A 24,272-nucleotide genomic window follows, 5' to 3' on the forward strand; every position below is an offset into this window, starting at 1 on the left:
CTGCGCCAGACTATAGGCAGTTCAGGCGAAAAGCCAATTTAGCCCATGCCGGGCGCGTCTTTTGCAGATCAAGATCCCGTCCCGACATGGCTAATGAAACGAACGTCCCACACGCAACACCGAATACCCTCGACGGTTGGGTCAAGCTGCTCGACGGCGTCCGCCTGCCGGTGCCGCAGTCGGCCCACGACCGCGTCTGCCGGGCGATCCGCGACAACCGCAGCTCGCTGCGCGACATCGCCAACCTGATGCAGGACAGCCCCGCGCTGGCCCTGAGCATCATCCGCGAAGCCAACCGCCACACCCAGGGCAGCATGGCGGAGCCGGCGGAGAACCTCGAAGTCGCCATCAACCGCCTGGGCCTGGCCCGCACCGAAGAACTGCTTGCGCGCCTGCCCGCCGAGCCCGACGGGCAGATTCCCCAGGCCCTGCGCCAGCTGCAGATGATCAGCCAGCACGCCACGCAACAGGCCAACGGCTTCTTCGCCGGCCGCCTGGCGCGGCTGTGGCAGGACATCCACTGGGGCAGCCTGCTGTTCCTGTCGCCGCTGTGGCCCCTGGCGCTGACCCACCCCAAACTGCTTGAAGAATGGGAACTGCGGGTGATCCACAAGGGCGAATCGGCCCGCAACGTGGAGCGGCAACTGTTCGGCGTGCGCCTGCTGAAGATCGGCCAGGCGCTGGTCGATGCCTGGCGTCTGCCGATCTGGGTGCAGCAGGGCTACCGGCTGCTGCTCAACGAGCGGCGCGAACTGGTCAAGGTGCTGCGCATCGCCCGCGACAGCGAGCATCCGCTGCGCCAGCAGAACCGCCTCGACGACGACCCGACCCTGCGCCACTGGCTCAACCAGCCGGCCAACACGGTGCTGCTGGCCAATGGCCTGGCGCTGTCGGCGCAGCAGGCCTGGGACTGCCCCCACAGCGAGCGCTGGCAGTACCTGACCAGCCTCTACCTGCAGATCCCCATGGACGAGGTGCAGCAACAACTGCACCAGCAGGCCGCCAACAGCGCGCGCCAGCATTTCATGCCGGACCTGTGGCACCCCGCCGTGTCGCTGCTCTGGCCGTGGGGCACCCGCCGCGTCCCGGCCGGACTGCTGCCGCCCGCCGCCCCCAGCGCCGAAGAGCTGGCCAAATGGCGCCGGCAATGCGCCGAGCTGCTGGCCGAGCCAAGCCGCTTCACCAACGCCATGCACCTGACCATCGCCGCCCGCGACGCCCTGGTGGCCAGCGGCATGCGCCGGGTGATGATCCTGATGGCCGACCGCACCCATTCCAACCTGCGCGTGCACCAGACGGCCGGGCTGCCGCCGGAGGCCGCCGCGCTGAATTTTGCGGTCAGCCAGAGCACCGTGCTGCAGCGCCTGCTCGCGCAGCAGGCCCAGGTGCGCATCACCCCGGACAACAACGCGCAGTTCTCCGCCCTGCTGCCGCCGGCGCTGCGCACGCTGTTCCGCGGCGAACACCTGTTCCTGCGCTCGCTGGTGAACAACGGCCGGGTGATCATGATCGTGGTCGCCGACCAGGGCGGCGGGCCGTTCGCCGACGTCACCGTGCAGGCCTTCGGCAAAACCGCGCAGTGCATCGAGAAAGCCCTGCACAGCTTTAGCCACCGCAGCCAATGACAGCTACAATCGTTTCCCTTTGTGCTCTGGAGACCTCACATGTCTGACTTCTCTGGCCTGGCGCTGGTGATCGAGCCGAGCGACCTGCTCCCGCGCCTCGATGCCCCCAACCTGATCCTGGTGGATCTGACCAGCCCTGCCCGCTACGCCGAGGGGCACATTCCCGGCGCACGCTTCGTCGACCCCAAGCGCACCCAGCTCGGCCAGTTGCCGGCGCCGGGCCTGCTGCCGTCCCGGGACAAGCTCGAAGAACTGTTCGGCGAACTGGGCCACCGCCCGGATGCGGTCTACGTGGTCTACGACGACGAAGGCGGCGGCTGGGCCGGGCGCTTCATCTGGATGCTCGACGTGATCGGCCACCACCACTACCACTACCTGGACGGCGGCCTGCCGGCCTGGCTGGCGGAAGGCTCGCCGATGTCGATCCAGGTGCCCAAAGCGGTCGGCGGCCCGGTGCCCCTGACCCTGCACGAAGAGCCCACCGCCACCCGCGAGTACCTGCAAAGCCGCCTCGGCGCCGCCGACCTGGCGATCTGGGACGCCCGCGGGCCGCTGGAATACTCCGGCGAGAAAGTGCTGGCGGCCAAGGGCGGGCACATCCCCGGCGCGGTCAATTTCGAATGGACCGCCGGCATGGACCGGGCGCGCCAGTTGCGCATCCGCACCGACATGCCGGAAATCCTCGAAGGCCTCGGCATCACCAAGGACAAAGAAATCATCACCCACTGCCAGACCCACCACCGGTCGGGCTTCACTTATCTGGTGGCCAAGTCCCTCGGTTATCCGCGGGTCAAGGGCTACGCCGGTTCCTGGGGCGAATGGGGCAACCACCCCGACACGCCCGTCGAGCTTTAAAGGTTTTTAAGGACAGTCAATGAAAGAGCGTTTGTTCATCCTCAGCCAGTACCTGCTGCCCCACCACCTGCTGTCGCGCCTGGCCGGCTGCATCGCCGAGTGCCGCGTACGCTGGCTCAAGAATGCCTTCACCACCTGGTTCGCCAAGCGTTACCAGGTGGACATGTCCCAGGCGCTGGTGGAGGACGTGACGGCCTACGAGCACTTCAACGCCTTCTTCACCCGGGCCCTGAAGGACGGCGCGCGTCCGCTGGACACGACGCCGGGCGCGGTCCTCAGCCCTGCCGACGGCGCCGTCAGCCAGCTCGGCCCGATCGAGCACGGCCGCGTGTTCCAGGCCAAGGGCCACAACTTCAGCGTGCTGGAGCTGCTGGGCGGCGACGCGGCCAACGCCGCGCCGTTCATGGGCGGCGATTTCGCCACCATCTACCTGTCGCCGAAGGACTACCACCGCGTGCACATGCCGCTGGCCGGCACCCTGCGCGAGATGGTCTACATCCCCGGGCGCATCTTCTCGGTCAACCAGACCACCGCCGAGAACGTGCCTGAGCTGTTCGCCCGCAACGAGCGCGTGGCGTGCATCTTCGACACCGAGCGCGGACCGATGGCCGTGGTGCTGGTGGGCGCGATGATCGTCGCGTCGATCGAAACCGTCTGGGCCGGTCTGGTGACCCCGCCCAAGCGCGAACTGAAGACCTTCCGCTACGACGAAGCCGCCCGTGCGCCGATCCACCTGGAAAAAGGTGCGGAACTGGGGCGCTTCAAGCTGGGTTCCACCGCGATCGTGCTGTTCGGCCCGGACCAGGTGAAGTGGGTCGAATCCCTGTCCGCCGGTTCTGCGGTGCAGATGGGCCAGGCCCTCGCCCTGCCGAACGCCTGAGCCTGACGCCGCGCCCTTTCGCACCGTTGCGAAGGGGCGCGGCGCACCTTGCCTTCCCGCCTTCCGAACGCAAAAAACCTTCCGCAAACCGGCGAAGCAGAGCACAACTGCTAGAGTTCTGGGCATTGCCCCATTCGCCGCCGGAGGCCGTCACGGCATGAGCGAACCTCGACTCCAACCGCAGTTGCAGGCCCCTGTCCCGACCCAATTGCGCCTGACCTTCTGCGACCCCGCCCCACGCGACCTCAAGCGCTGGATCGCCGCCCTGCCCAAGGCCAACATCGGCGAGACCGCGCGCCAGCTCTACCAGGGGCTGGGCGAACTCAACCAGTTGCTCACCCCCAGCGACAACCGCCTGCAACTGCTGGAGCTGCTGCGCCCTGAGGTGTATTTCGTCTGCCAGCACCTGGAGCGGCACTTCCTGCACCAGGCGATCATGCTCGACGACCGCTCACGCAAGATCAGCAACCTGTGCCAGGCCCTCCAGGGCCAGTTGGCGACCGGCTACAAACAGATCGTCCTGCGGATCGCGCCGAAATACGCCAACCCTCGCGCCGCCCTGCTCAGCGCCGCGCTGCAACGGGCCACCCATGCGCTCAAGGGCCAACTGCTGCGCGCCACGCAACTCTACAGCCCGGCTCCGGAGGGCCTGTGGTTCGAGCTGCACCAGCTGTTCCACACCGCTGCCTGGCTGCAGCTGCAGCATCGGCGGGTGCGCGACGACCTGGCCAGCCTCACGGCGGAGCTGAGCGTCGAACAGACCTACATCGCCGCCCTGCTGCTGGGCAGCGCCCGCTGCAACCAACTGCGCCAGAACCAGATCGCCCGGCTCGGGGAAGTGCTGGAGCCGTGGACCGCCTGGCTGAAGTTGCATCCCGGGGTGACGGGCGACGGCCTGTTCGCCGCCTCGGCCGAACTCGACACAGGACCGCGCTACCGCAGCATGTTCCGCAGCGAGCAGCAGGCCGGCCTGCTCGGCTTCGACCCGCAGCCCCTGGTGGACGCCATCGAAGCCCACCTGCTGCACCAGGACACGCCGAACCCGCTGCCGGTGCCGTCGGGCCTGAGCCACGACAGCCTGCAGCACCTGCACGCCACTTGGGGGCAGACGGCCGAACGCAGCTTCCAGCGCACCGTCGGTCAGGGCAACCTGACCGTGTGCATCGGCATGAGTGCGCTGCATTTCTATTTAGGGGGTGAGCGCACGTTCAGCGAGTTGCTCAGGCATCCCGGCGCCCGCACGGCGAACTTCAGCCAGGCGGTGGCCAGGAGCGAAAAGGACAGCTGGAGCCAGGCCTTCGATGCGGCGCCCCAGAGCCCGTCCGACGGATTGCTGCCGTATGAGGAAATCAGCTACGAACCGCTGGCCGACGACAGTGACGACGCCGACAACCCGCCGCATTACCCGACCTACGCCTTGCCGGTGATCAACCACAGCCCCGGCGGCTATTGCCTGGCATGGCCCAAGGAAGTGCCCGCCGAATTGCAGGCAGGCGAAATGGTCGGCATCCAGGACAGCGCGAACCAGGGCTGGAGCATCGCCGTAGTGCGCTGGATCCGCCAGGTGCGCGACGGCGGCACGCAGATGGGCATCGAACTGGTGGCGCCCCATGCCCAGCCCTGCGGGCTGCAACTGGTGCGCACCCGGGACGACCACAGCCATTACCTGCGCGGCCTGCTGCTGCCGCAGATCAGCGCGATCGACCTGCCGGCGACGCTGCTGGCGCCGCGCCTGCCGTTTCAGGAGGGCAACAAGGTGCTGATCAATACGCTGGGGCAAGAGCACCGCGCAGGGTTGGACCGGCGGGTGGCCAGCACCCACAGCTTCAACCAGTTCGCCTACCGCTCGCTGGAGGCCGCGCAGAACGGCGGGAGCGAGGAGGAATTCGATTCGTTGTGGAAGTCGCTGTGAAGATGGCAAGGGAGCAACCTCCCTTGCCACAAGCCCTTGCGGGCAGCGTACCCGTCAGAGCTGCCCGTCGCGGTCGCGGAAACCCAACAGGTACAGCACGCCGTCCAGGCCCAGGGTGGAAATCGCCTGCTTGGCCGACTGCTTGACCAGCGGCTTGGCCCGGAACGCCACGCCCAGGCCGGCGATGGCCAGCATCGGCAGGTCGTTGGCGCCGTCGCCCACCGCGATGGTCTGCTCCAGGCGCAGGCCTTCCTTGTGCGCCAGTTCCTTGAGCAGGTCGGCCTTGCGCTGGGCGTCGACGATCGGCTCGACCGCCACGCCCGTGCACTTGCCGTCGACCACTTGCAGTTCGTTGGCGAACACGTAGTCGATGCCGAGCTTGGCCTGCAGTTGCTTGGCGAAGTAGGTGAAGCCGCCGGACAGGATCGCGGTCTTGTAGCCCAGGCGCTTGAGCTCGGCGAACAGGGTTTCGGCGCCCTCGGTCAGGCGCAGCGAGGCGCCGATGGCGTCCAGCACGCTGACGTCCAGGCCCTTGAGCAGCGCCAGGCGCTCCTTGAAGCTTGCCCGGAAGTCCAGCTCGCCGGCCATCGCCCGCTCGGTGATCGCCGACACCTGGTCGCCGACGCCGGCGGCCTTGGCCAGCTCATCGATGACTTCGGCCTCGATCAGCGTCGAGTCCATGTCGAACACCGCCAGACGGCGGTTGCGGCGGAACAGCGAGTCTTCCTGGAAGGCGATGTCGACGTTCAGCGCCTGCGCCACGCTGAGGAACTCGGCGCGCAGCGCCTGTGGGTCGGCCGCCTCGCCGCGCACGGAGAACTCGATGCAGCCCTTGCCCTTGTCGTCCGGGGTGTCCAGCGGCATGCGCCCGGACAGGCGGTCGATGTGGTCGATGTTCAGGCCGTACTTGGCGGTGATCGAGCTCACGGCCTGCAACTGGCCGGCGGTCACCTTGCGGGTCAGCAGGGTGACGATGTGGCGCTGCTTGCCCTGGTTGCCCACCCACTGCTGGTAGTCCGCTTCGGACACCGGGGTGAAACGCACCTGCTGGTCCAGCTCGTAGCCCTTGAACAGGATGTCCTTGAGCACGGACTTGCCCTGTTCGCTGTCGGGGATCTCGACCAGGATGCCGAACGACAGGGTGTCGTGGATCACCGCCTGACCGATGTCGAGGATGTTAACGCCACCCTGGGCCAGAACGCCGGTAATGGCCGCGGTCAGACCCGGACGGTCGGACCCTGTGATGTTAATCAGGACGATTTCGCGCAACGCGCACCCCCGCAACTGGAAAAAAACCGCATTCTACCCATTTTCAGTGACCATCGGGCACCGCAGGCGCTTTGCCGGTCTGGGGCCTGTCGCTATACTGCGCGTCAACTTCACGGACAAAAGAGCCGAGCTCAGTGAACCGGCCCACGCCAGTAAAAACCGACAACTTCTTCCTGCTGATCTTCCGTGCGCTGCGCCACCGCCGTGTGCCGATCGCATTGCGCATCGCCAGCCATAACGTGATCCTGGTCGCCCTGGCCCTGGTGATCTACGCCTGCGTGATGGGCTTGCAGTTCAAGCAGGCCATGCACGAGCAGGCCGACGCCCTGGGCGAGAGCCTGACCACGCAGACCGCCACCTCCGCCACCGAGCTGCTGGTGTCCAACGACATCCTCAGCCTCAACGTGCTGCTCAACAACCTGACCAAGAACAAGCTGGTGGCCCACGCCGCCATCTACAGCGTGGACAACCGCATCCTCGCAGAGTCCGGCCAGCGGCCCAAGCACGGCCTGCTGGGCGAAGCCGAGGGCATGTACCAGAGCAAGATCACCTTCCAGGACGTGACCGCCGGCCAGCTGCGCATCAGCCTGGACATGGATCAGTTCCAGCAGCCGATGACCATCAGCCTGCAGAGCATGGGCATCCTCAGCGCGATCCTGCTGGCGCTGTCGCTGGCCCTGAGCCTGCGCCTGGGCCGTCACCTGTCCACGCCGCTGCTGCAGTTGCGCGTCTGGCTGCGCAACATCGACGAATACACCCCGGGCACCGACCGCCAGGACGAGATCGGCGACCTGGCCCGCCAGCTGCACGCCAACTTCGCCCCGGAGCCGGTGGCGCCACCGCCCGAGCCGGAACCCGAGTTCGAGGACGATGACGTCGACCCGGCCTTCGAGGTGCGCAACCTGCGCGACCCGAGCTTCGACGAAAGCCGCCCGGTGGAGGCCCGCAAGCCGGCGCCCCGGCAGGTGGTCAGCACGGTGGAAGACGACGAGGACGACGAAGACCCGTTCGCCGACCTGCGCGACGACTCGCTGAACGGTTCGGCCCAGCCGGCCGCCCGCAAGGCCACGCCGAGCGTGCCCCAGCACAGCGCGGTGCTGGCGGTGCAGCTGGGTTCGCAGGAGCAACTGCGCCGCCTGCCCCGGGCCCGCCTGGAGGAACTGCTCGACCGCTACCGCGATTGCCTGGACCAGGCCGCTTCCCTGTATCAGGGCGAGATCGAAACCCTGAACGACGGCAGCACCCTGATGCTGTTCCACACCGAGGACAGCGGCGACGACTACCTGACCAACGCCATCTGCTGCGGCGAACTGCTGCGGGCCTTGAGCCATCAGTTGCAGATCGAAGTGGCCGACAGCGGCATCACCCTGCAATTGCAGTTGGGCCTGACCCTGGGCGACGAGCTGTTCGGCCTGAGTCAGATCGACCTGCTGCTGACCGACTCGGCCCAGGACGCCTTGGCCCTGTCGCAGCACAGCCGCAACCTGCTGCTGGTGGAGCGCAAGATCAGCGATGACGCGCTGATCCGCCAGCGCGCACGGATCCGCCCGATCGCCAGCCCCGAAGGCGCCTGCTGCGTGGAGCGGCTGATGGAGCCTTACCCGTCGATGCTGGAGCGGCAACTGGCGCGGATGCACGAACGCCGGGCGTAAACCTCAGGCCCGATGCGCAAAAGCCCGCAGGCAAGTCATTGCCTGCGGGCTTTTTGTTGCCCCCCACAAAACCTGTGGGAGCTGCGGTGCGACGACTCGACTTGCCAGCGAAGAGGCCTACACTGCCGACCTCTCCGGCGCCTGCCCCTCCGCCATCGCTGGCAAGCCAGCTCCCACAGGTATCCCGGACAAGGATCCCGGGCGTATGCAGAATCTGCGGCCACTCCAAAACCTGTGGGAGCTTGCCTGCAAGCGATGAGGCCGGTTCAGCCGACATCTGTGGAGACTGATCCGCCGCTATCGCCAGCAGGCTGGCTCCTACAGGGAATTGCGGCGTCATCAGAACTGAACCGACAGGCGAGAAAAAGCCCGCACATGGCGGGCTTTTTCCTGGACCGGTGCGACCTCAGAAGCGGAACACTTCCATGTCGGTGCGGATCGGCGAAGCCATCGGGATCTTCGGCTGCTTTTCGGCTTCCGCCGCCGGCGCTGCCGGTTTGGGGGCCGGTTTGCGCGGCACTTCCGCCACCGGAGGCTGGTTGGCCAGCGGCTTGAGCGCCACCGACAACTGCTCCGCCAAGCGCTGCAGCAAGATGCCCTGGGCCTGGACCTGCGAGGCGGTGCTGCCGGCGTGCAGCTCTTGCAGGTGGACGATGCGGTTGTCCCGCACCTGGCCACGGCGGTCGAGCAGACGCCATTGCGCATCGAGGATCGCCGGCTGCGAAGTGCCGGAGTCCAGCCGGGTGATGGTCAGCAGCACCTGTACGTCCGGGGTGAAACCCTGGGTGGCGGGCGCCAGCACCACACGCTGGCTGTCCAGATGGCCGGCGACCTGGCGCAGCAGCAACTGGTCGATATCCGACGAAAGGCTGCCGGCCCAGCGGCCGTCGGCGGAGGCCTGCAGGCTGCCGTCGGGCTGGCGCTGCAACAGGGTTTCGCGTTGCAGGTAGTCGGCGACCACCACAGGGCCCAGCAAAACCGCCATGCCCGCGCTTTGCGCAGGCTGAGCCGGACTTCCGCTGTCCAGCTGATACAGCGACACCGGTTGGTGAACGCTGCAGCCCGCCAGGCCGAGAACGCCGGCGAGCAACAAAATTAGAGGAAGGCGCAGAGCAGTCATCGTCCCGTCCAGGTGGCCGCCACAAGGCTGACCACAGTGAAAATACTCAATAAACATGAAGAACGCGCGGCCACGCCGGCGCTTGAAAGGCCATATCATCCGTGAATATGCGTTCCGACTCCAGCGCCAAAGCGTCGATCCACGCGTTAAATCGTGGATCGGGCGCTCTGGGACGCCTCATTGAGTTATTCGACGAGCAGCGCATCCACCCGCTGGAAGCCACGCGGCAACTTGTTGCCCCGCCGGCCGCGCTCACCCTTGTAGTGTTCGAGGTCGTCGGCCTTCAGCGACAAGGTCCGTTTTCCGGCCTGCAGCACCAAGGTGGCGCCTTCAGGAAGGACGGCGATGTCCGTGACGTATTCTTCGCGGCTGGCCACGCGCTCACCGGGAATGCCGATGATCTTGTTGCCCTTGCCCTTACCCAATTGTGGCAGATCGCTGATCTTGAAGATCAGCAGGCGACCCTCGGTCGTCACCGACGCCAGCCAGTTCTGCTCGCGGTCGGCCACCGGGCGCGGCGCGATCACCTTGGCGTTGTTCGGCAGGCTCAGCAGGGCCTTGCCGGCCTTGTTCTTGGCCTGCAGGTCCTCGCCCTTGACCACGAAACCGTAGCCGGCGTCGGACGCGATCACGTACATCGCATCGTCGTCAGGCATCAGCACGCATTCGAAGGTGGCGCCGGGCGGCGGCGTCAGACGGCCGGTCAGCGGCTCGCCCTGGCCCCGGGCCGACGGCAGGGTGTGCGCGGCCACCGAGTAGCTGCGGCCGGTGGAGTCGATGAACACGGCGAACTGGTTGGAGCGCCCCGCCGCCGAGGTCTTGAAGCCGTCGCCGGCCTTGTACGACAGGCCGGTGGCGTCGATCTCGTGGCCCTTGGCCGAGCGGATCCAGCCCTTTTCCGACAGGACGACGGTCACTTTCTCGTTCGGCAGCAGGTCGTGCTCGGTCAGCGCCTTGGCCTCGGCGCGCTCGACGATCGGCGAGCGACGGTCGTCGCCGTAGGTCTCGGCGTCCTTGAGCAGTTCGCTGCGCACCAGTTTCTTCAGTTTGGCTTCGCTGCCCAGCAGGGCTTGCAGCTTGGCCTGTTCCTTGAGCAGTTCGTCCTGCTCGTCGCGCAGCTTCATCTCTTCCAGCCGCGCCAACTGGCGCAGGCGGGTGTCGAGGATGTAGTCGGCCTGGATTTCGCTCAACGCGAAACGCTCGATCAGTTTGGCCTTGGGCTGGTCCTCGGTGCGGATGATGTGGATCACTTCATCCAGGTTGAGGTAGGCGATCAGCAAACCGTCCAACAGGTGCAGGCGGCGCTCGACTTTGTCGAGGCGGAACTGCAGGCGGCGACGGACGGTCTGCACGCGGAATTCCAGCCATTCCACCAGCAGCGCGCGCAGGTTTTTCAGTTGCGGCCTGCCGTCCAGGCCGATGATGTTGACGTTGACCCGGTAGGTCGACTCCAGCTCGGTGCTGGCGAACAGGTGCTGCATCAGCGCCTCATGATCGACGCGGCTGTTGACCGGGATGATCACGATGCGGCACGGGTTCTCGTGGTCGGACTCGTCGCGCAGATCGGCGATCTGCGGCGCCTTCGACGGCTTGGCCTGCATCAGCGCGGCGATCTGCTCCAGCACCTTGGCCCCGGAGACCTGGTGCGGCAGCGCGGTGATGACGATGTCGCCGTCCTCGACGTGGTACACGGCGCGCATGCGCACCGAGCCCTTGCCGGTCTCGTACATCTTCACCAGGTCGGCGCGCGGCGTGATGATTTCCGCTTCGGTCGGGTAGTCCGGGCCCTGGATGTGCTCGCAGAGCTGCTCGACCGTGGCCTTCGGCTCGTCGAGCAGGCGCACGCAGGCGCTGGCGACTTCGCGCAGGTTGTGCGGCGGCACGTCGGTGGCCATGCCCACGGCGATGCCGGTGGTGCCGTTGAGCAGGATGTTCGGCAAGCGTGCCGGCAGCACCAGCGGTTCCTGCAGGGTGCCGTCGAAGTTCGGGCCCCAGTCCGCCGTGCCCTGGCCCAGCTCGCTGAGCAGCACTTCGGAGTAGCGCGACAGCCGGGCTTCGGTGTAGCGCATGGCGGCGAAGGACTTCGGATCGTCCGGCGCACCCCAGTTGCCCTGGCCGTCCACCAGCGTGTAGCGGTAGCTGAACGGCTGGGCCATCAGCACCATCGCTTCGTAGCACGCCGAGTCGCCGTGGGGGTGGAACTTGCCGAGCACGTCGCCGACGGTGCGCGCCGACTTCTTGTGCTTGGCGTCGGCATCCAGCCCCAGCTCGCTCATGGCGTAGACGATACGCCGCTGCACGGGCTTCAGGCCGTCGCCGATATGCGGCAGGGCACGGTCCATGATCACGTACATGGAGTAGTTGAGGTAGGCATTTTCGGTGAAGTCAGCCAGCGACCGGCGTTCCACACCGTCCAGGCTGAGATCAAGGGAGTCGCTCATGCGGGCCTCATCGGTTCGTTGTCTGGCGCAGCAGCATGGTGCCGCCGCGCTGGGTGAATTCAAGTTTGTTCAGGGCGCTCATGCCGAGCAGCACCTGTTCGCCGTGCAGGCCGGGCGCCACCAGTGCACGGACGTCCCGCAGCACGATGTCGCCCAGTTGCAGGCGGTCGATCCGGGTACGGTAGCCCTGGCTCAGGCCGTTGGCCGTGCTCAGGGTCACGCCGAACCCCTCTTCCAGTTTCAGGCGCGCGGCCAGGTCCGCCGGGATCGACACGTCGGTCGCGCCGGTGTCGAGCATGAACTCCACCGTCTGACCGTTGATCTGGCCGCTGGCGACGAAATGCCCCTGGGCATTGCCGGCCAGCTTCACCTCGATGTAGCCGTCGCCCTGTTCCGAGCTGACCACCACGTTGGGGTTCTGCTGACGCTCTTCCCACTGGCCGAAGAAGCGCGTGGCCAGAAACAGCGCCGCGCACCAGGCCAGGATCATCATCACCCGGCCGGCGCGCTTGCCCGGCGGCTGCGGGCTCATGGCTTGGCGCTCCAGCCGCCGTCAGGGGCGGCAAAGCGCCAGACGATCGGGCGCTTCTCGCCGTCGGCGCGGGCGCCGTCGTTGTTGTCGAGGCCGATCCAGGCGCCCTGGGCGTCGATCACCAGCGCCTCCGCCAGCCCGTAGGGCTGCGGATAACGGCGTTTTTCCTGCAAGGCGTCCTCGGCGAACGACCAGCAGCGTTCGACCTTGGCCGTCTCCAGGTCGCGCCGGCAGATCTGGAACGCATTGCGCTCCAGGGTGAACAGCTTGCCGTCGAACAGCGACAGGTCGGCGAAGTCACGGGTGACCGCCCGGGCCTTGGGAAACTGCGGCGGCTGCATCTCGACGCCGGCTTCGCTGAGCAGCACGCAGCCGCCGTCGCAGTCCCACACCGTCTGCCGGCGCTGGATCCGCAGCAGCCCCCGGCGCTCGCGCTCGGCGGCCAGCCACATCCGGTCGCCCGCCGGGTTGATCGCCAACCCTTCGAACAAGGCGTTGAAGTGCAGCAGCATGCCGCTGGCCCGGGCTTCGCGCACCAGCAGCGGCGAGATCTTCAGCCACGCGGCCGGCCCTTGCGCCGGCACTTGCAGCACCGCCGCATGGGCCTCGCTGACGATGTAGCGGTTGCCCGCGCCGTCGCAGGCGATGCCTTCGAAGTCCAGGTCGCCGCCGCGCACGAACGAAGCCGCCCAGGTGCGCGAACTGATGCCCCACGGCAAGCCGCTGTCCGGCACCGGCGGCGGATCGATGCGCACGGTTTCGGCGCGCCAGACCGGGTCGCGGGTGTCGAGGCGGTAGATCCGGTCATCGTCACGGTCCGACACGGTCCACAGCTCGTTGCCGCACAGCGCGAGCCCCGACAGGTTGCCGCCGCGCATGCCTTCGACCGGATGCTCGGCCAGCAGCCGCAGCTGCGGCGCCGGTTCGGCCGCCGCAGGCGCCGCAGCGAACGCCGAAACCAGCAGCCATGCGGCCGCCAGGGCCCCGCCAAGCCGCATCAGGCCTGCACCTCGGCGAGGTTGCCCTTGGACTCCAGCCAGGTCTTGCGGTCGCCGGCGCGCTTCTTCGCCAGCAGCATGTCCATGATTTCCGAGGTCTGGGCGAAGTCTTCGCCCAGCGTCAGCTGCACCAGGCGCCGGGTGTTCGGATCCATGGTGGTTTCACGCAGCTGCGGCGGGTTCATCTCGCCCAGGCCCTTGAATCGGGTGACCTGCGGTTTGCCGCGCTTCTTCTCGGCCACAAAGCGGTCGAGGATGCCGTCGCGCTCGGCTTCGTCCAGGGCGTAGTAGATCTCTTTGCCCAGGTCGATGCGGAACAGCGGCGGCATCGCGACATAGACGTGGCCGGCATCCACCAGCGGGCGGAAATGCTGGACGAACAGTGCGCACAGCAAAGTCGCGATGTGCAGGCCGTCGGAGTCGGCGTCGGCGAGGATGCAGATCTTGCCGTAGCGCAGCTGGCTCATGTCCTCGGCGCCGGGATCGACACCGATGGCCACCGCGATGTTGTGCACTTCCTGGCTGGCCAGCACTTCGCTGCCGTCGACTTCCCAGGTGTTGAGGATCTTGCCGCGCAGCGGCAGGATCGCCTGGAATTCCTTGTCCCGCGCCTGCTTGGCCGAGCCGCCGGCGGAGTCGCCCTCCACCAGGAACAGTTCGGAGCGCATCGGATCCTGGCCTGCGCAGTCCGCCAGCTTGCCCGGCAGCGCCGGGCCCTGGGTGATGCGCTTGCGCTCGACCTTCTTGCTCGCCTTCAGGCGGCGGCCGGCGTTGTTGATCGCCAGCTCCGCCAGGGCCAGGCCGGTCTCCGGGTTGGCGTTGAGCCACAGGCTGAACGCGTCCTTGACCACGCCGGAGACGAACGCCGCCGCCTCGCGGGACGACAGGCGCTCCTTGGTCTGGCCGGAGAACTGCGGCTCCTGCATCTTCATCGACAGCACGAAAGCGATGCGTTCCCAGACGTCTTCCGGCGCCAGCTTCACGCCGCGCGGCAGCAGGCTGCGGAATTCGCAGAACTCGCGCATCGCATCGAGCAGGCCCTGGCGCAGGCCGTTGACGTGGGTGCCGCCCTGGGCCGTGGGGATCAGGTTGACGTAGCTTTCCTGCACCGCGTCGCCGCCCTCGGGCAGCCACAGCAGCGCCCAGTCCACGGCTTCCTTGTTGCCGGCCAGGCTGCCGCAGAACGGCTCGTTGGGCAGGCGTTCGAATTCGCTGACCGCGTCCACCAGGTAGGAGCGCAGGCCGTCTTCGTAGTGCCACTCGACCTTCTCGCCGGTGCTCTTGTCCTCAAAGGTCACCGACAGGCCCGGGCACAGGACGGCCTTGGCCTTGAGCACGTGCTTGAGGCGGCTGATGGAGAACTTGGCGGAATCGAAATACTTCGGATCCGGCGAGAAGAATACGCTGGTGCCGGTGTTGCGCTTGCCGACGGTGCCGACGATCTCAAGCTCGGAGGCCTTGAAGCCGTCCTTGAACGTCATCTGGTATTCGTTGCCGTCGCGCTTGACCCGCACGCGGACTTCGGTCGACAGGGCGTTGACCACCGAGATGCCCACGCCGTGCAGGCCGCCGGAGAACTGGTAGTTCTTGTTGGAGAACTTGCCGCCGGCGTGGAGCTTGGTGAGGATCAGCTCGACGCCCGACACGCCCTCTTCCGGGTGGATGTCCACCGGCATGCCGCGGCCGTCGTCGCAGACCTCCAGCGAGTGGTCGGGGTGGAGGATGACCTGCACCGACTTGGCGTGGCCGGCCAGGGCTTCGTCGACGCTGTTGTCGATGACTTCCTGGGCGAGGTGGTTCGGCCGACTGGTGTCGGTGTACATGCCGGGGCGCTTGCGCACCGGGTCGAGGCCCGAGAGGACTTCGATGGCGTCGGCGTTATAGGAGCTAGCGCTGGGAGTGGCCATAGGGTCTCGTCGTCAGTGATTCAGTGAAAATGGGGCAAGGCTTCACAGTGCGGTGAAATCGATTGCCTGATACATATCGGCGCCGATGCCGGCAAACCCGAGCAGCGCCGGCAATTGCGCGGCAAAACCTTGATAGCCGTGGTCGCCGCCGGCCTGGATGCGCAACGCACAGGCCCGGTAATACCGCTGGGCGTGGCGATAGTCCAGCGTTTCGTCGCCGGTCTGCAGCCACACCTGGTAGCGCTGCGGATCCTGGGGCGCCGGCACTTCCAGTTCGGCCAGGGCCGTGACGTGGTCGTGGGTCAGCTCCCAGGTTTCGTCGGTGTACAGGTTTTTCTGCGTGCCCAGGAACCCGTCGAACATCCGGTGCGGGCTGACGGCCGGGTTGACCAGCAAGGCTTTCAGGCCATGGCGCTCGGCCAAGTGAGTCGCATAGTAGCCGCCGAGCGAACTTCCCACCAGCAGCGGCCGGCCCAGCTCGGCGATCGCCTGTTCCAGCTGACCGATGGCTTCGCGGGGATGGTGATGCAGCGCCGGAACCCGCAATTGGCCGCCCAGGCCCAGCCGCTCCATCACTTCGACCAGCTGACAGGCCTTTTTCGAGGCCGGAGCGCTGTTGAAACCGTGGATGTAGAGGATCGAACCGGACATTTGAGCTCCCTGGGCGTCGGCGAAGAAATGCGGAGTCTACAGGGAGTCAGGGGCTGGGCATAAGCAAAAACCCTGTGGCGAGGGCGCGTGCTCCCGCCGGATGCGCAGCGGCCGCAACCTGACGAGGCGAGCCGGCGAAGAAATCGGGTCTGCTGCGCCGCCCGGCGGGAGCACGCGCCCCCGCCACAGGGGCTCAGTAGCCGTTGGAGCCGTAGTCGATGGTGAAGTCGAACCCGGTCACGCGTTCCACACCGGTCTCCAGCCGCCCGTCCGGCAGCAGCCGCAGCCAGCGGTAGCCCGGCGCCTGTTCGCCGACCTTGAAGTCGTCGCTGCCCGGCTCGAACTGGATGCAGGTCGAGGGCGAGGCGATCAGCCGCACGCCGTTGCGCTCGCGGTCGATCTCCTGGTGCACGTGCCCCCACAGCACCGCCCGTACCTGGGGAAAGCGGTCCAGCACCTCGAAGAACGCCTCGGGGTTGCGCAAGCCGATCGGCGCCATCCACGCGCACCCGATGGGCACCGGGTGATGATGGAAGCACACCAGATGATGGCGCTCGGGCGCCTCGCTCAGGGCGCGGGCGAGCAGTTGCAACTGTTCGTCCTGCAAGTACCCCGGCACCGAGCCGGGCACCGCCGAGTCGAGCAGCGTCACCCGCCAGTTGCCGATGTCCACCACAGGCTCAAGCAATGCGCTCTGCACGGCCGCCTCGGCCATGACCTGCGGTTCGTCGTGGTTGCCGGGGATCCACCGCGAAGGGGCGTCGATCTGCGCCGCCATGCGGCGAAACGCCTGGTAGGACTCCAGCGTGCCGTCCTGGGACAGGTCGCCGGTGGCGATCATCAGGTCGATCCGCGGCTGCTGGCCGAGCACGAGTTCGATGACCTGCTGCAGGCTGTCGCGGGTGTTCATGCCCAGCAGGGTGCCGTCCGCTTCGGCAAACAGATGGCTGTCGGACAACTGCACCAGCAACGCCGCATCGGCGGTGGTCAACGTGGATACGCTCGGCAAGGCGTTCTCCCAGGCGGAATCACAAAGGGTGCGGCAATTATGCTGGGGGATCGGCAAAAGGGGAAACCGGCGAACCGGACGCAGTTCACAACTCGCCGCTATCGGACCGCCGCGTACTCGTGGCCGCAGGCCAGGCAATGGCTCAGCCACTCACCGAGGAACAGATTGAGCTGGGCCTTTTCGTCCGGCTGGTGCATGGCCGCGTTCGGATAAGGATAGATGCCGCGAAAGCGCCGCGAGTGCTCGGCGCTGATGACTTCGGCCATGCGCGCGTCGTGGTAGACCTGCACCTCCAGCTGCGGCACCGGCAGCCACGGCAGGCTGTGTTCCTGGCGCACCTGCAGGGTCGTGGTGTACGGGCAGGCCTGCAGCACTTCGAGGGTCAGCACGCCGAGCATCTGGTCGCCCTGGGTCATGGCGATGCGCCGCGCCTGAGGCTCGCTGCGCATGTCCGGCAGCAGGCGCATCAGGCGCGCGTAGTTCGCCTCGCAGGCGGCCTGCAGCCCTGCGAGATCGACCCGGTAGCGGTCGCGCAGCAGGTTTACGACCATAGCCCCCTCACTTCGGCGCGGTTCAGCGCCAGCCACTGCAACGCGATGATGCTCGCCGCGTTGGCGATGCGACCGTCGCGCACGGCCTGCAAGGCATCTTCGAAGGCCCAGACCGTGACGCGGATGTCCTCGGCCTCCTCGACCAGCCCGTGCAGGCCGCCGACGCCTTCGGTGCTGCAGCGCCCCAGGTACAGGTGGACGAATTCGTCGCTGCCGCCCGGCGAGGGAAAGTAGCGGGTCATCGGCCAGAGGGCCTTGATGTCCAGCCCGGCCTCTTCCTGGGCCTCGCGGCGGGCGACCTCTTCCGGCTGTTCGTCCTTGTCGATCAGGCCGGCGACCAGTTCCACCAGCCAAGGGTTGACGGCCTTGTCCAGCGCGCCGATGCGGAACTGTTCGATCAGCACCACTTCATCGCGCTGCGGATCGTAAGGCAGCATGCACACGGCGTCGTGGCGCACGAACAGCTCGCGGTCGATCTCGCGGCTCATGCCGCCGGCGAACAGTTCATGGCGCAAGTGCAGCCGGTCGAGCCGGTAAAAGCCCTTGTAGCACTGCTCGCGGCGCACGATGTCGACGGCGGTCGGAATGGCGTTGGCAAAATCGGTCATGAGCGTCCTCTTTACTGCAGATCCAATGCGAGGTTCCCCTTGAGACTTGCAACCTCGACGTCGCGCCATCCTAACGCGCCCGCACCGTTTGATGCAGCCCCTTTACCGTCAGCGGGATGGACGGTGGAGGCGAAACCCACTCTAATTAGCTTAGTGGCGAACTGACTGCTCCGTTGAGAGTCGAAGCCGTAACTTTTTCGCCTTCCCCTGCTTTCGAAAGGACGTCCATGTCGCTTTTCAAAATCGCTTCCGTGGCTGCCGTCGCCCTGACCCTGGGCGCCTGCGCCAGCCTGTTCCAGCCCAACTACCGCACGCCGCTGGAAACCGTCCGCGACGCGTCCGAACAGCTCAAGCCCGGCTGCGCCAACGCCGACTGCCCGCTGGTGAACATCGACACCCTGCGCTTCCCGGCAGAGCCTGCGCTGGACGGCATCATCGAAAAACGCCTGCTGCAGATGACCCGCACCGAACCGGGCGCATCGGGCGCGCCGACCCTGGCGGCCTACCGCGAGCAGTTCCTGCGCGACGCCGGCCCGCGCAACAGCAGCTACCTGCAGGCCAAGGTACGCGAGCAGCATGACGGACTGGTGATCGTCGAACTGTCGAGCTACCTCGACACCGGCGGCGCCCACGGCACGCCGGGACGCGGCTTCATCAACTATTCGCGCCAGCAGCACAAGGTGCTGACCCTTTCCGACATGCTGCTGCCGGGCCAGGAAGAGGCGTTCTGGAAGGCTGCGCAAGTGGCGCACAACAGTTGGCTGATCAGCACCAAGCTCGATCAGGAAGCGGATTTCGTGAAGAACTGGCCGTTCGTGAAGACCCCGAACGTGGCGCTGACCTACGGCGGCGTCATCCTCAAGTACGACGTGACCACCATCGCGCCTTACGCCCTGGGCCACGTCGAACTGAAGATCCCCTACCCGCGCCTGAACGGCATCCTCAAGCCTGAGCTGTTTCCCGGCCGTAACTGAAGGCCCGGCCGAGCACGAGTTGCAACAGCCCTGCCAGCACCAGCGCCGGCAGGGTCGCGCCCACGTCCGGATACAGGTTGGCCAGCAGGTGGTAGGTGCTGATGCCGCCCAGCCAGGCCAGCAGCGCCGGCCAGCGCAGCGCGGCTGAAGCGGTCTGGCCGCTGCGCTTGCGCAGGATGAAGTGATCCACCAGCACCACGCCGAACAGCGGCGCGAACACCGAGCCGATCAGCAGCAGGAAGTTCTGGTACTGGGCCAGCGGCGCCAGCAGCGCGATCAGGGTGCAGACCACGCCGATGGCCAGCGCCAGATGCTCCACCTTCAGCCGCAGCAGGATCCCGCTGGACACCGCCGCCGAGTGGATGTCGGCGAAGGCGTTCTCCGACTCGTCCAAAAGGATCAGCAGCAGCGGAATCCCCAGCCCCGCCCCGGCCAACGCCAGCAGCAGCGCGTTGACTTCACCGCTCGGCGCGAACGCCAGGGTGTAGGCCACGCCCAGGCTCATCAGCCAGAAATTGCCGATGAAGAAACCGATGGCGGTGCCGCCGAACACGCTCTTCGCCCGCTTGCCGAAACGCGAGTAGTCGGCGATCAGCGGCAGCCACGACAGCGGCATGGCGATGGCGATGTCGAAGCCCACGGCGAACGGCATCGAACCGTCGCCCGAATGCGCCCACAGTGCTGCCAGGTCGGCCTTGGCGAACAGGTTCCAGGTCAGCCAGACGCACGCGGCCAGCAGCAGCCAGATGCCCCACTTGCGCAGGATCTTGCGCACGAAGGTCAACGGCCCGCTCACCGCCAGCAAGGTTGCCAGCGCACCGAAGAACAGCGTCCACAGCACCGGGTCGGCCCACGGCGAACCTTCGCTGAACGCACGGGTGCCGAGCAGGCTGGCGGCGTCGCGCATGACGATGATCTCGAACGAGCCCCAACCGATCAGTTGCAGCAGGTTGAGCAGCGCCGGCAGGCTCGCGCCCTGGCGGCCGAGGCTGAGCTTGAGCGCGGCCATCGACGACAGGCCGGTGTCGCTGCCGATCACGCCGACGGCGGCCAGCAGCAGGACGCCTGCCAGCGTGCCGAGGAAGATCGCCAGCAACGAGCCCGACAGGCCCAGGCCCGGCGCCAGCAGCGCGCCGGTCTGCAGCACCATCAGGCCGATGCCGAGGGAGAACCACAGGGAAAACAGATCACGGCCGCCGAACACGCGCTTGTCGGCGGGCACGGCGAGGTCGGGGGAATAGGTGCTGGGTTGAATGCTCAAGGGTGTTATCTCAGAGGATTGATAGCTTCAAGTTGCGAGCTACAAGCTGCAAGTAAAAGCAGGTTCTGCATCTGCTTCCAACTTGCAGCTTGTAGCTTGCCGCTTAAACTTTTTTATAAAGCTGACTGCCTTCCTTCTTGAACCGCTCGGCCTGTTCGGCCATGCCCTGGGCGACGTCCACGTCCACCGCGTCGATCCGCTGGTTGGCCGCGTACTCGCGCACTTCCTGGGTGATCTTCATCGAGCAGAACTTCGGCCCGCACATCGAACAGAAATGCGCGACCTTGGCCGAGTCCTTCGGCAGGGTCTCGTCGTGGAACGAACGGGCGGTGTCCGGATCCAGGCCAAGGTTGAACTGGTCTTCCCAGCGGAACTCGAACCGCGCCTTGCTCAAGGCATTGTCACGGATCTGCGCGCCCGGGTGTCCCTTGGCCAGATCGGCGGCGTGGGCCGCGATCTTGTAGGTGATGATCCCGGTCTTCACGTCATCCTTGTTCGGCAGGCCCAGGTGCTCCTTCGGCGTCACGTAGCAGAGCATGGCGCAGCCGAACCAGCCGATCATCGCCGCACCGATGCCGGAGGTGATGTGGTCGTAGCCCGGCGCGATGTCGGTGGTCAGCGGGCCGAGGGTGTAGAACGGCGCCTCGTCGCAGCACTCCAGCTGCTTGTCCATGTTCTCCTTGATCAACTGCATCGGCACGTGGCCCGGGCCTTCGATCATGCATTGCACGTCGTGCTTCCAGGCGATCTTGGTCAGCTCGCCCAGGGTCTCCAGCTCGCCGAACTGCGCTTCGTCGTTGGCGTCGGCGATGGAGCCCGGACGCAGGCCGTCGCCCAGCGAGAAGCTGACGTCGTAGGCCTTCATGATTTCGCAGATTTCTTCGAAGTGGGTGTAGAGGAAGTTTTCCTTGTGGTGCGCCAGGCACCACTTGGCCATGATCGAACCGCCGCGGGACACGATGCCGGTCACCCGCTTGGCGGTCAGCGGCACGTAGCGCAGCAGCACGCCGGCGTGGATGGTGAAGTAGTCCACGCCCTGCTCCGCCTGCTCGATCAGCGTGTCGCGAAACAGCTCCCAGGTCAGGTCTTCGGCCACGCCGTTGACCTTCTCCAGCGCCTGGTAGATCGGCACCGTGCCGATCGGCACCGGCGAGTTGCGGATGATCCACTCGCGGGTCTCGTGGATGTGCTTGCCGGTGGACAGGTCCATCACGGTGTCCGAGCCCCAGCGGATGCCCCAGGTCAGTTTCGCCACTTCTTCTTCGATGGACGACCCCAGGGCGCTGTTGCCGATGTTGCCGTTGATCTTCACCAGGAAGTTGCGGCCGATGATCATCGGTTCCAGTTCGGTGTGGTTGATGTTGGCCGGAATGATCGCGCGGCCCCGGGCGATCTCCTCGCGCACGAACTCAGGGGTGATTTCCTTGGGGATGCTCGCGCCGAAGCTGTGGCCGGCGTGCTGCTGCTTCAGGAGGCCGGCGGCGCGGGCCTCCTGCAACTTCATGTTTTCGCGGATGGCGACGTATTCCATCTCCGCGGTGATGATGCCCTTGCGCGCGTAATGCATCTGGCTGACGTTGGCCCCGGCCTTGGCGCGGCGCGGGTTGTTGACATGGGCGAAGCGCAGCTTGGTCAGCTCGGGGTCGGCGAGGCGCTGCTGGCCGAAGTCCGAGCTCAGGCCGGCCAGGCGCTCGGTGTCGCCGCGGTCCTCGATCCAGGCCGAACGCACGTCGCCCAGGCCTTTGCGCACGTCGATCACCACGTTCGGATCGGTGTACGGGCCCGAGGTGTCGTAGACGGTGACGGGGGCGTTGATCTCGCCGCCGAAGTCGGTGGGGGTCACATCGAGGGTGATTTCGCGCATCGGCACGCGGATGTCCGGGCGCGAGCCCTGAACGTAGACCTTTTGCGAACGGGTGAACGGCTGAACCGACTGCTCATCGACCTTGGCCGAATCACTTAGGTTGATCGCGTTTTTTTCTTTTGTCGTCATCACGGGCTCTCCAGACAGCATCCAGGCAGTGGATTGTCGGGGAAGAACCTGAAAGGCACGGACGCACCGGGGGCGGTGCTGTGCATCGTCGTCGAGCGTTCGATTGTCGAACAATATCCCGGACGAAGCACAAGAGGACTCGCCGGGCTGACGAGAAATCTTGTTCCCTACGCAGGCGCTAACCTGATCAGGTTCAACGGGATCCGAAATGATTCGATCTCAGCCTCACAGCAAGGCACCCCGACAAGAACCCGGCCAGTCTAGACACAACCGCCGAAGAACGCCAACGCCACGGCAAACACCATGATGAATGGCGCAATCGCACGGCTCGCCAGGATTGTGAGGGGCCCGAAGCGCTACTACACTCGCCTTGCCCCGCTGCGCCTTGACGCTGCACGGGCCGCGCCTTACCTTTGGCGCCCGGATTATTCTCATAATATTCAAGCTAGGGATCGCCTCATGCTGCGCAAACTCTCACTGGCTGTCGCCGTGTCCTGTGCGTCCAATGCCATGGCCTGGGCAGCGGAAGCGCCGTTGTCGACCAAGACCGATCTGGTCAGCGTCTACCAGGAAGCGGTCGACAACAACGCCGACCTGGCCGCCGCCCGCGCCCAGTACGGCGCCCAGAAGGAAGTGGTGCCCCAGGCCCGCGCCGGGCTGCTGCCCAACCTCTCCGGCGGCGCCGAAGTGGCCAACGTGCGCACCAGCATCGACCAGCCTTCGGCCACCGCCAACCGCAGCGCCCATTCCTATCAGGCGACCCTGGCCCAGCCGCTGTTCCGCGCCGACCGCTGGTTCCAGTACCAGGCCGCCAAGGACGTCAACGAGCAGGCCGCCCTGCAACTGTCGGCCACCGAGCAGAACCTGATCCTGCAATCGGCGGAAAGCTACTTCAACGTGCTGCGCAGCCAGGACAACCTGGCCTCGACCAAGGCCGAGGAAGCCGCTTTCAAGCGTCAGCTCGACCAGTCCAACGAACGCTTCGACGTGGGCCTGTCGGACAAGACCGACGTGCTCCAGTCCCAGGCCAGCTACGACACTGCCCGGGCCAACCGGATCGTCGCCCAGCGCCAGGTGGATGACGCGTTCGAGGCGCTGATCACCCTGACCAACCGTCAGTACAACTCGATCCAGGGCATCGTGCACACGCTGCCGATCCTGCCGCCGGCGCCGAACGACGCCAAGGCCTGGGTCGACACCGCCGCCAGGCAGAACCTCAACCTGCTGGCCAGCAACTACGCCGTCAGCTCGGCGGAAGAGACCCTCAAGCAACGCAAGGCCGGCCACTTGCCGACCCTCGATGCGGTGGCCAAATACGAAAAGGGCGACAACGACGCCCTCGGCTTCGCCAACCCGAACGCCTTCGGAACGCCCTACCGCGGCAACGTCGAGCAGAGCACCGTGGGCCTGCAACTGAACATCCCGATCTACAGCGGCGGGCTGACCAGCTCCCAGGTGCGCCAGTCCTATGCGCAACTGGACCAGAGCGAGCAGCAGCGCGAATCCCTGCGCCGGCAGATCGTCGAAAGCACCCGCAACCTGCACCGCGCGGTCAACACCGACGTCGAGCAGGTGCAGGCGCGCCGCCAGTCGATCATCTCCAACCAGAGCGCGGTGGAAGCCACGGAAATCGGTTACCAGGTGGGCACGCGCAACATCGTCGACGTGCTCGACGCCCAGCGCCAGCTCTACACCTCGGTGCGCAACTACAACAACACCCGCTACGACTACATCCTCGACAACCTGCGCCTGAAGCAGGCGGCCGGCACGCTGAACCCGGGCGACCTGCAGGATCTGACCCGCTACCTCAAGCCTGACTACAACCCGGACAAGGACTTCCTGCCGCCGGACCTGGCCAAGGCGGCCGAAGAGCAGCTCAGGGCCCGTCCTTAAGGACTTGAGTGTCATGTGGCGAGGGAGCTTGCTCCCGCCGGGCCGCGAAGCGCGCTCCGATCTCCCTGATGCTGCGGACGACCGTCAGAGTTCACGACTGCTGCGCAGCCGAACGGGACGGTGCGGCGATCCGACAAGTTC

Annotated in this window: 19 protein-coding genes and 1 riboswitch; of the genes, 7 read left to right on the forward strand and 12 right to left on the reverse strand. The window is 66.4% G+C overall.

Translation table 11 applies throughout. The annotated features are described in order from the left end of the window. The first annotated feature begins 86 nt into the window (after window positions 1-86). From KVG96_RS21985 to KVG96_RS22000, 4 genes are all read left to right on the forward strand, one after another. Complete coding sequence (locus tag KVG96_RS21985; protein ID WP_217893906.1) at window positions 87-1,625, forward strand: HDOD domain-containing protein; 1,539 nt, start codon at window positions 87-89, stop codon at window positions 1,623-1,625. 39 nt (window positions 1,626-1,664) lie between these two features. Beyond that, window positions 1,665-2,480, forward strand: a complete 816-nt coding sequence (gene rhdA, locus KVG96_RS21990; RefSeq protein WP_217893907.1) for a thiosulfate sulfurtransferase — start codon at window positions 1,665-1,667, stop codon at window positions 2,478-2,480. Window positions 2,481-2,499: 19 nt separating this feature from the next. Further along, on the forward strand, window positions 2,500-3,360 hold the full coding sequence (gene asd / locus KVG96_RS21995) for an archaetidylserine decarboxylase (protein ID WP_217893908.1): 861 nt from the start codon (window positions 2,500-2,502) through the stop codon (window positions 3,358-3,360). Window positions 3,361-3,517: 157 nt separating this feature from the next. After that, window positions 3,518-5,272, forward strand: a complete 1,755-nt coding sequence (locus tag KVG96_RS22000) for a cyclic-di-GMP receptor FimW-related protein (RefSeq protein ID WP_217893909.1) — start codon at window positions 3,518-3,520, stop codon at window positions 5,270-5,272. A 54-nt stretch (window positions 5,273-5,326) separates the two neighbouring features. Here the strand turns inward: KVG96_RS22000 and serB are convergent, their stop codons facing one another. Continuing rightward, complete coding sequence (gene serB / locus KVG96_RS22005) at window positions 5,327-6,541, reverse strand: phosphoserine phosphatase SerB (protein WP_217893910.1); 1,215 nt, start codon at window positions 6,539-6,541, stop codon at window positions 5,327-5,329. Window positions 6,542-6,675: 134 nt separating this feature from the next. Between serB and KVG96_RS22010 the strand changes: the two genes are divergently transcribed. Beyond that, window positions 6,676-8,193: an AhpA/YtjB family protein gene (locus tag KVG96_RS22010; RefSeq protein WP_217893911.1), complete on the forward strand. Its 1,518-nt coding sequence runs from the start codon at window positions 6,676-6,678 to the stop codon at window positions 8,191-8,193. Window positions 8,194-8,599: 406 nt separating this feature from the next. Here KVG96_RS22010 and KVG96_RS22015 read toward each other — a convergent pair whose 3' ends face one another. The 9 genes from KVG96_RS22015 to KVG96_RS22055 all read right to left on the reverse strand — a co-directional run bounded on the left by KVG96_RS22015 (window position 8,600) and on the right by KVG96_RS22055 (window position 18,010). After that, entirely contained in the window at window positions 8,600-9,313 is a 714-nt protein-coding gene (locus tag KVG96_RS22015; protein ID WP_217893912.1) for a PqiC family protein, read from the reverse strand. 185 nt (window positions 9,314-9,498) lie between these two features. Next, a complete protein-coding gene (parC, locus tag KVG96_RS22020; protein ID WP_217893913.1) occupies window positions 9,499-11,754 on the reverse strand; it encodes a DNA topoisomerase IV subunit A in 2,256 nt (751 codons plus the stop codon). Window positions 11,755-11,761: 7 nt separating this feature from the next. Continuing rightward, window positions 11,762-12,286, reverse strand: a complete 525-nt coding sequence (locus KVG96_RS22025; protein WP_085582932.1) for a retropepsin-like aspartic protease family protein — start codon at window positions 12,284-12,286, stop codon at window positions 11,762-11,764. Next, window positions 12,283-13,284 (reverse strand): esterase-like activity of phytase family protein, encoded by a 1,002-nt coding sequence (locus KVG96_RS22030; RefSeq protein WP_217893914.1) that lies wholly within the window; start codon window positions 13,282-13,284, stop codon window positions 12,283-12,285. Before KVG96_RS22030 ends, KVG96_RS22025 begins: the two co-directional genes overlap by 4 nt. After that, window positions 13,284-15,191, reverse strand: coding sequence for a DNA topoisomerase IV subunit B (gene parE / locus KVG96_RS22035; protein WP_217893915.1), 1,908 nt, complete (start codon window positions 15,189-15,191; stop codon window positions 13,284-13,286). Before parE ends, KVG96_RS22030 begins: the two co-directional genes overlap by 1 nt. 42 nt (window positions 15,192-15,233) lie before the next feature. After that, window positions 15,234-15,842, reverse strand: coding sequence for a YqiA/YcfP family alpha/beta fold hydrolase (locus tag KVG96_RS22040; RefSeq protein ID WP_217893916.1), 609 nt, complete (start codon window positions 15,840-15,842; stop codon window positions 15,234-15,236). A gap of 193 nt (window positions 15,843-16,035) precedes the next feature. Beyond that, window positions 16,036-16,851: a 3',5'-cyclic-AMP phosphodiesterase gene (gene cpdA / locus KVG96_RS22045; RefSeq protein ID WP_217893917.1), complete on the reverse strand. Its 816-nt coding sequence runs from the start codon at window positions 16,849-16,851 to the stop codon at window positions 16,036-16,038. Between the two features lie 98 nt (window positions 16,852-16,949). Next, window positions 16,950-17,402, reverse strand: coding sequence for a DUF1249 domain-containing protein (locus tag KVG96_RS22050; protein WP_217893918.1), 453 nt, complete (start codon window positions 17,400-17,402; stop codon window positions 16,950-16,952). After that, the gene (locus tag KVG96_RS22055; protein WP_217893919.1) at window positions 17,393-18,010 is read right to left on the reverse strand and encodes an NUDIX domain-containing protein; all 618 of its coding nucleotides are present in this window, start codon (window positions 18,008-18,010) and stop codon (window positions 17,393-17,395) included. The genes KVG96_RS22050 and KVG96_RS22055 overlap by 10 nt, the downstream gene beginning before the upstream one ends. A gap of 227 nt (window positions 18,011-18,237) precedes the next feature. On the opposite strand from KVG96_RS22055, the gene KVG96_RS22060 reads away from it, so the two are divergent. Continuing rightward, complete coding sequence (locus KVG96_RS22060; protein WP_217893920.1) at window positions 18,238-18,984, forward strand: RsiV family protein; 747 nt, start codon at window positions 18,238-18,240, stop codon at window positions 18,982-18,984. Here the strand turns inward: KVG96_RS22060 and cytX are convergent. Together cytX and thiC are read right to left on the reverse strand one after the other, a co-directional pair. Continuing rightward, on the reverse strand, window positions 18,953-20,245 hold the full coding sequence (gene cytX / locus KVG96_RS22065; RefSeq protein WP_217893921.1) for a putative hydroxymethylpyrimidine transporter CytX: 1,293 nt from the start codon (window positions 20,243-20,245) through the stop codon (window positions 18,953-18,955). The two genes, KVG96_RS22060 and cytX, sit on opposite strands and share 32 nt — an antisense overlap. A 103-nt stretch (window positions 20,246-20,348) precedes the next feature. Next, window positions 20,349-22,238 carry a phosphomethylpyrimidine synthase ThiC gene (thiC, locus tag KVG96_RS22070; RefSeq protein WP_217893922.1) on the reverse strand — a complete coding sequence of 630 codons (1,890 nt, stop codon included), beginning with the start codon at window positions 22,236-22,238 and terminating at the stop codon, window positions 20,349-20,351. 147 nt (window positions 22,239-22,385) lie between these two features. Then, a riboswitch (TPP riboswitch) is annotated at window positions 22,386-22,491 on the reverse strand. A 206-nt stretch (window positions 22,492-22,697) separates the two neighbouring features. On the opposite strand from thiC, the gene KVG96_RS22075 reads away from it, so the two are divergent. Then, the gene (locus KVG96_RS22075) at window positions 22,698-24,131 is read left to right on the forward strand and encodes a TolC family outer membrane protein (protein WP_217893923.1); all 1,434 of its coding nucleotides are present in this window, start codon (window positions 22,698-22,700) and stop codon (window positions 24,129-24,131) included. Window positions 24,132-24,272: the final 141 nt, after the last annotated feature.

Origin of the sequence: Pseudomonas ekonensis, assembly GCF_019145435.1 — a bacterium.
GTDB classification, from domain to species: domain Bacteria; phylum Pseudomonadota; class Gammaproteobacteria; order Pseudomonadales; family Pseudomonadaceae; genus Aquipseudomonas; species Aquipseudomonas ekonensis.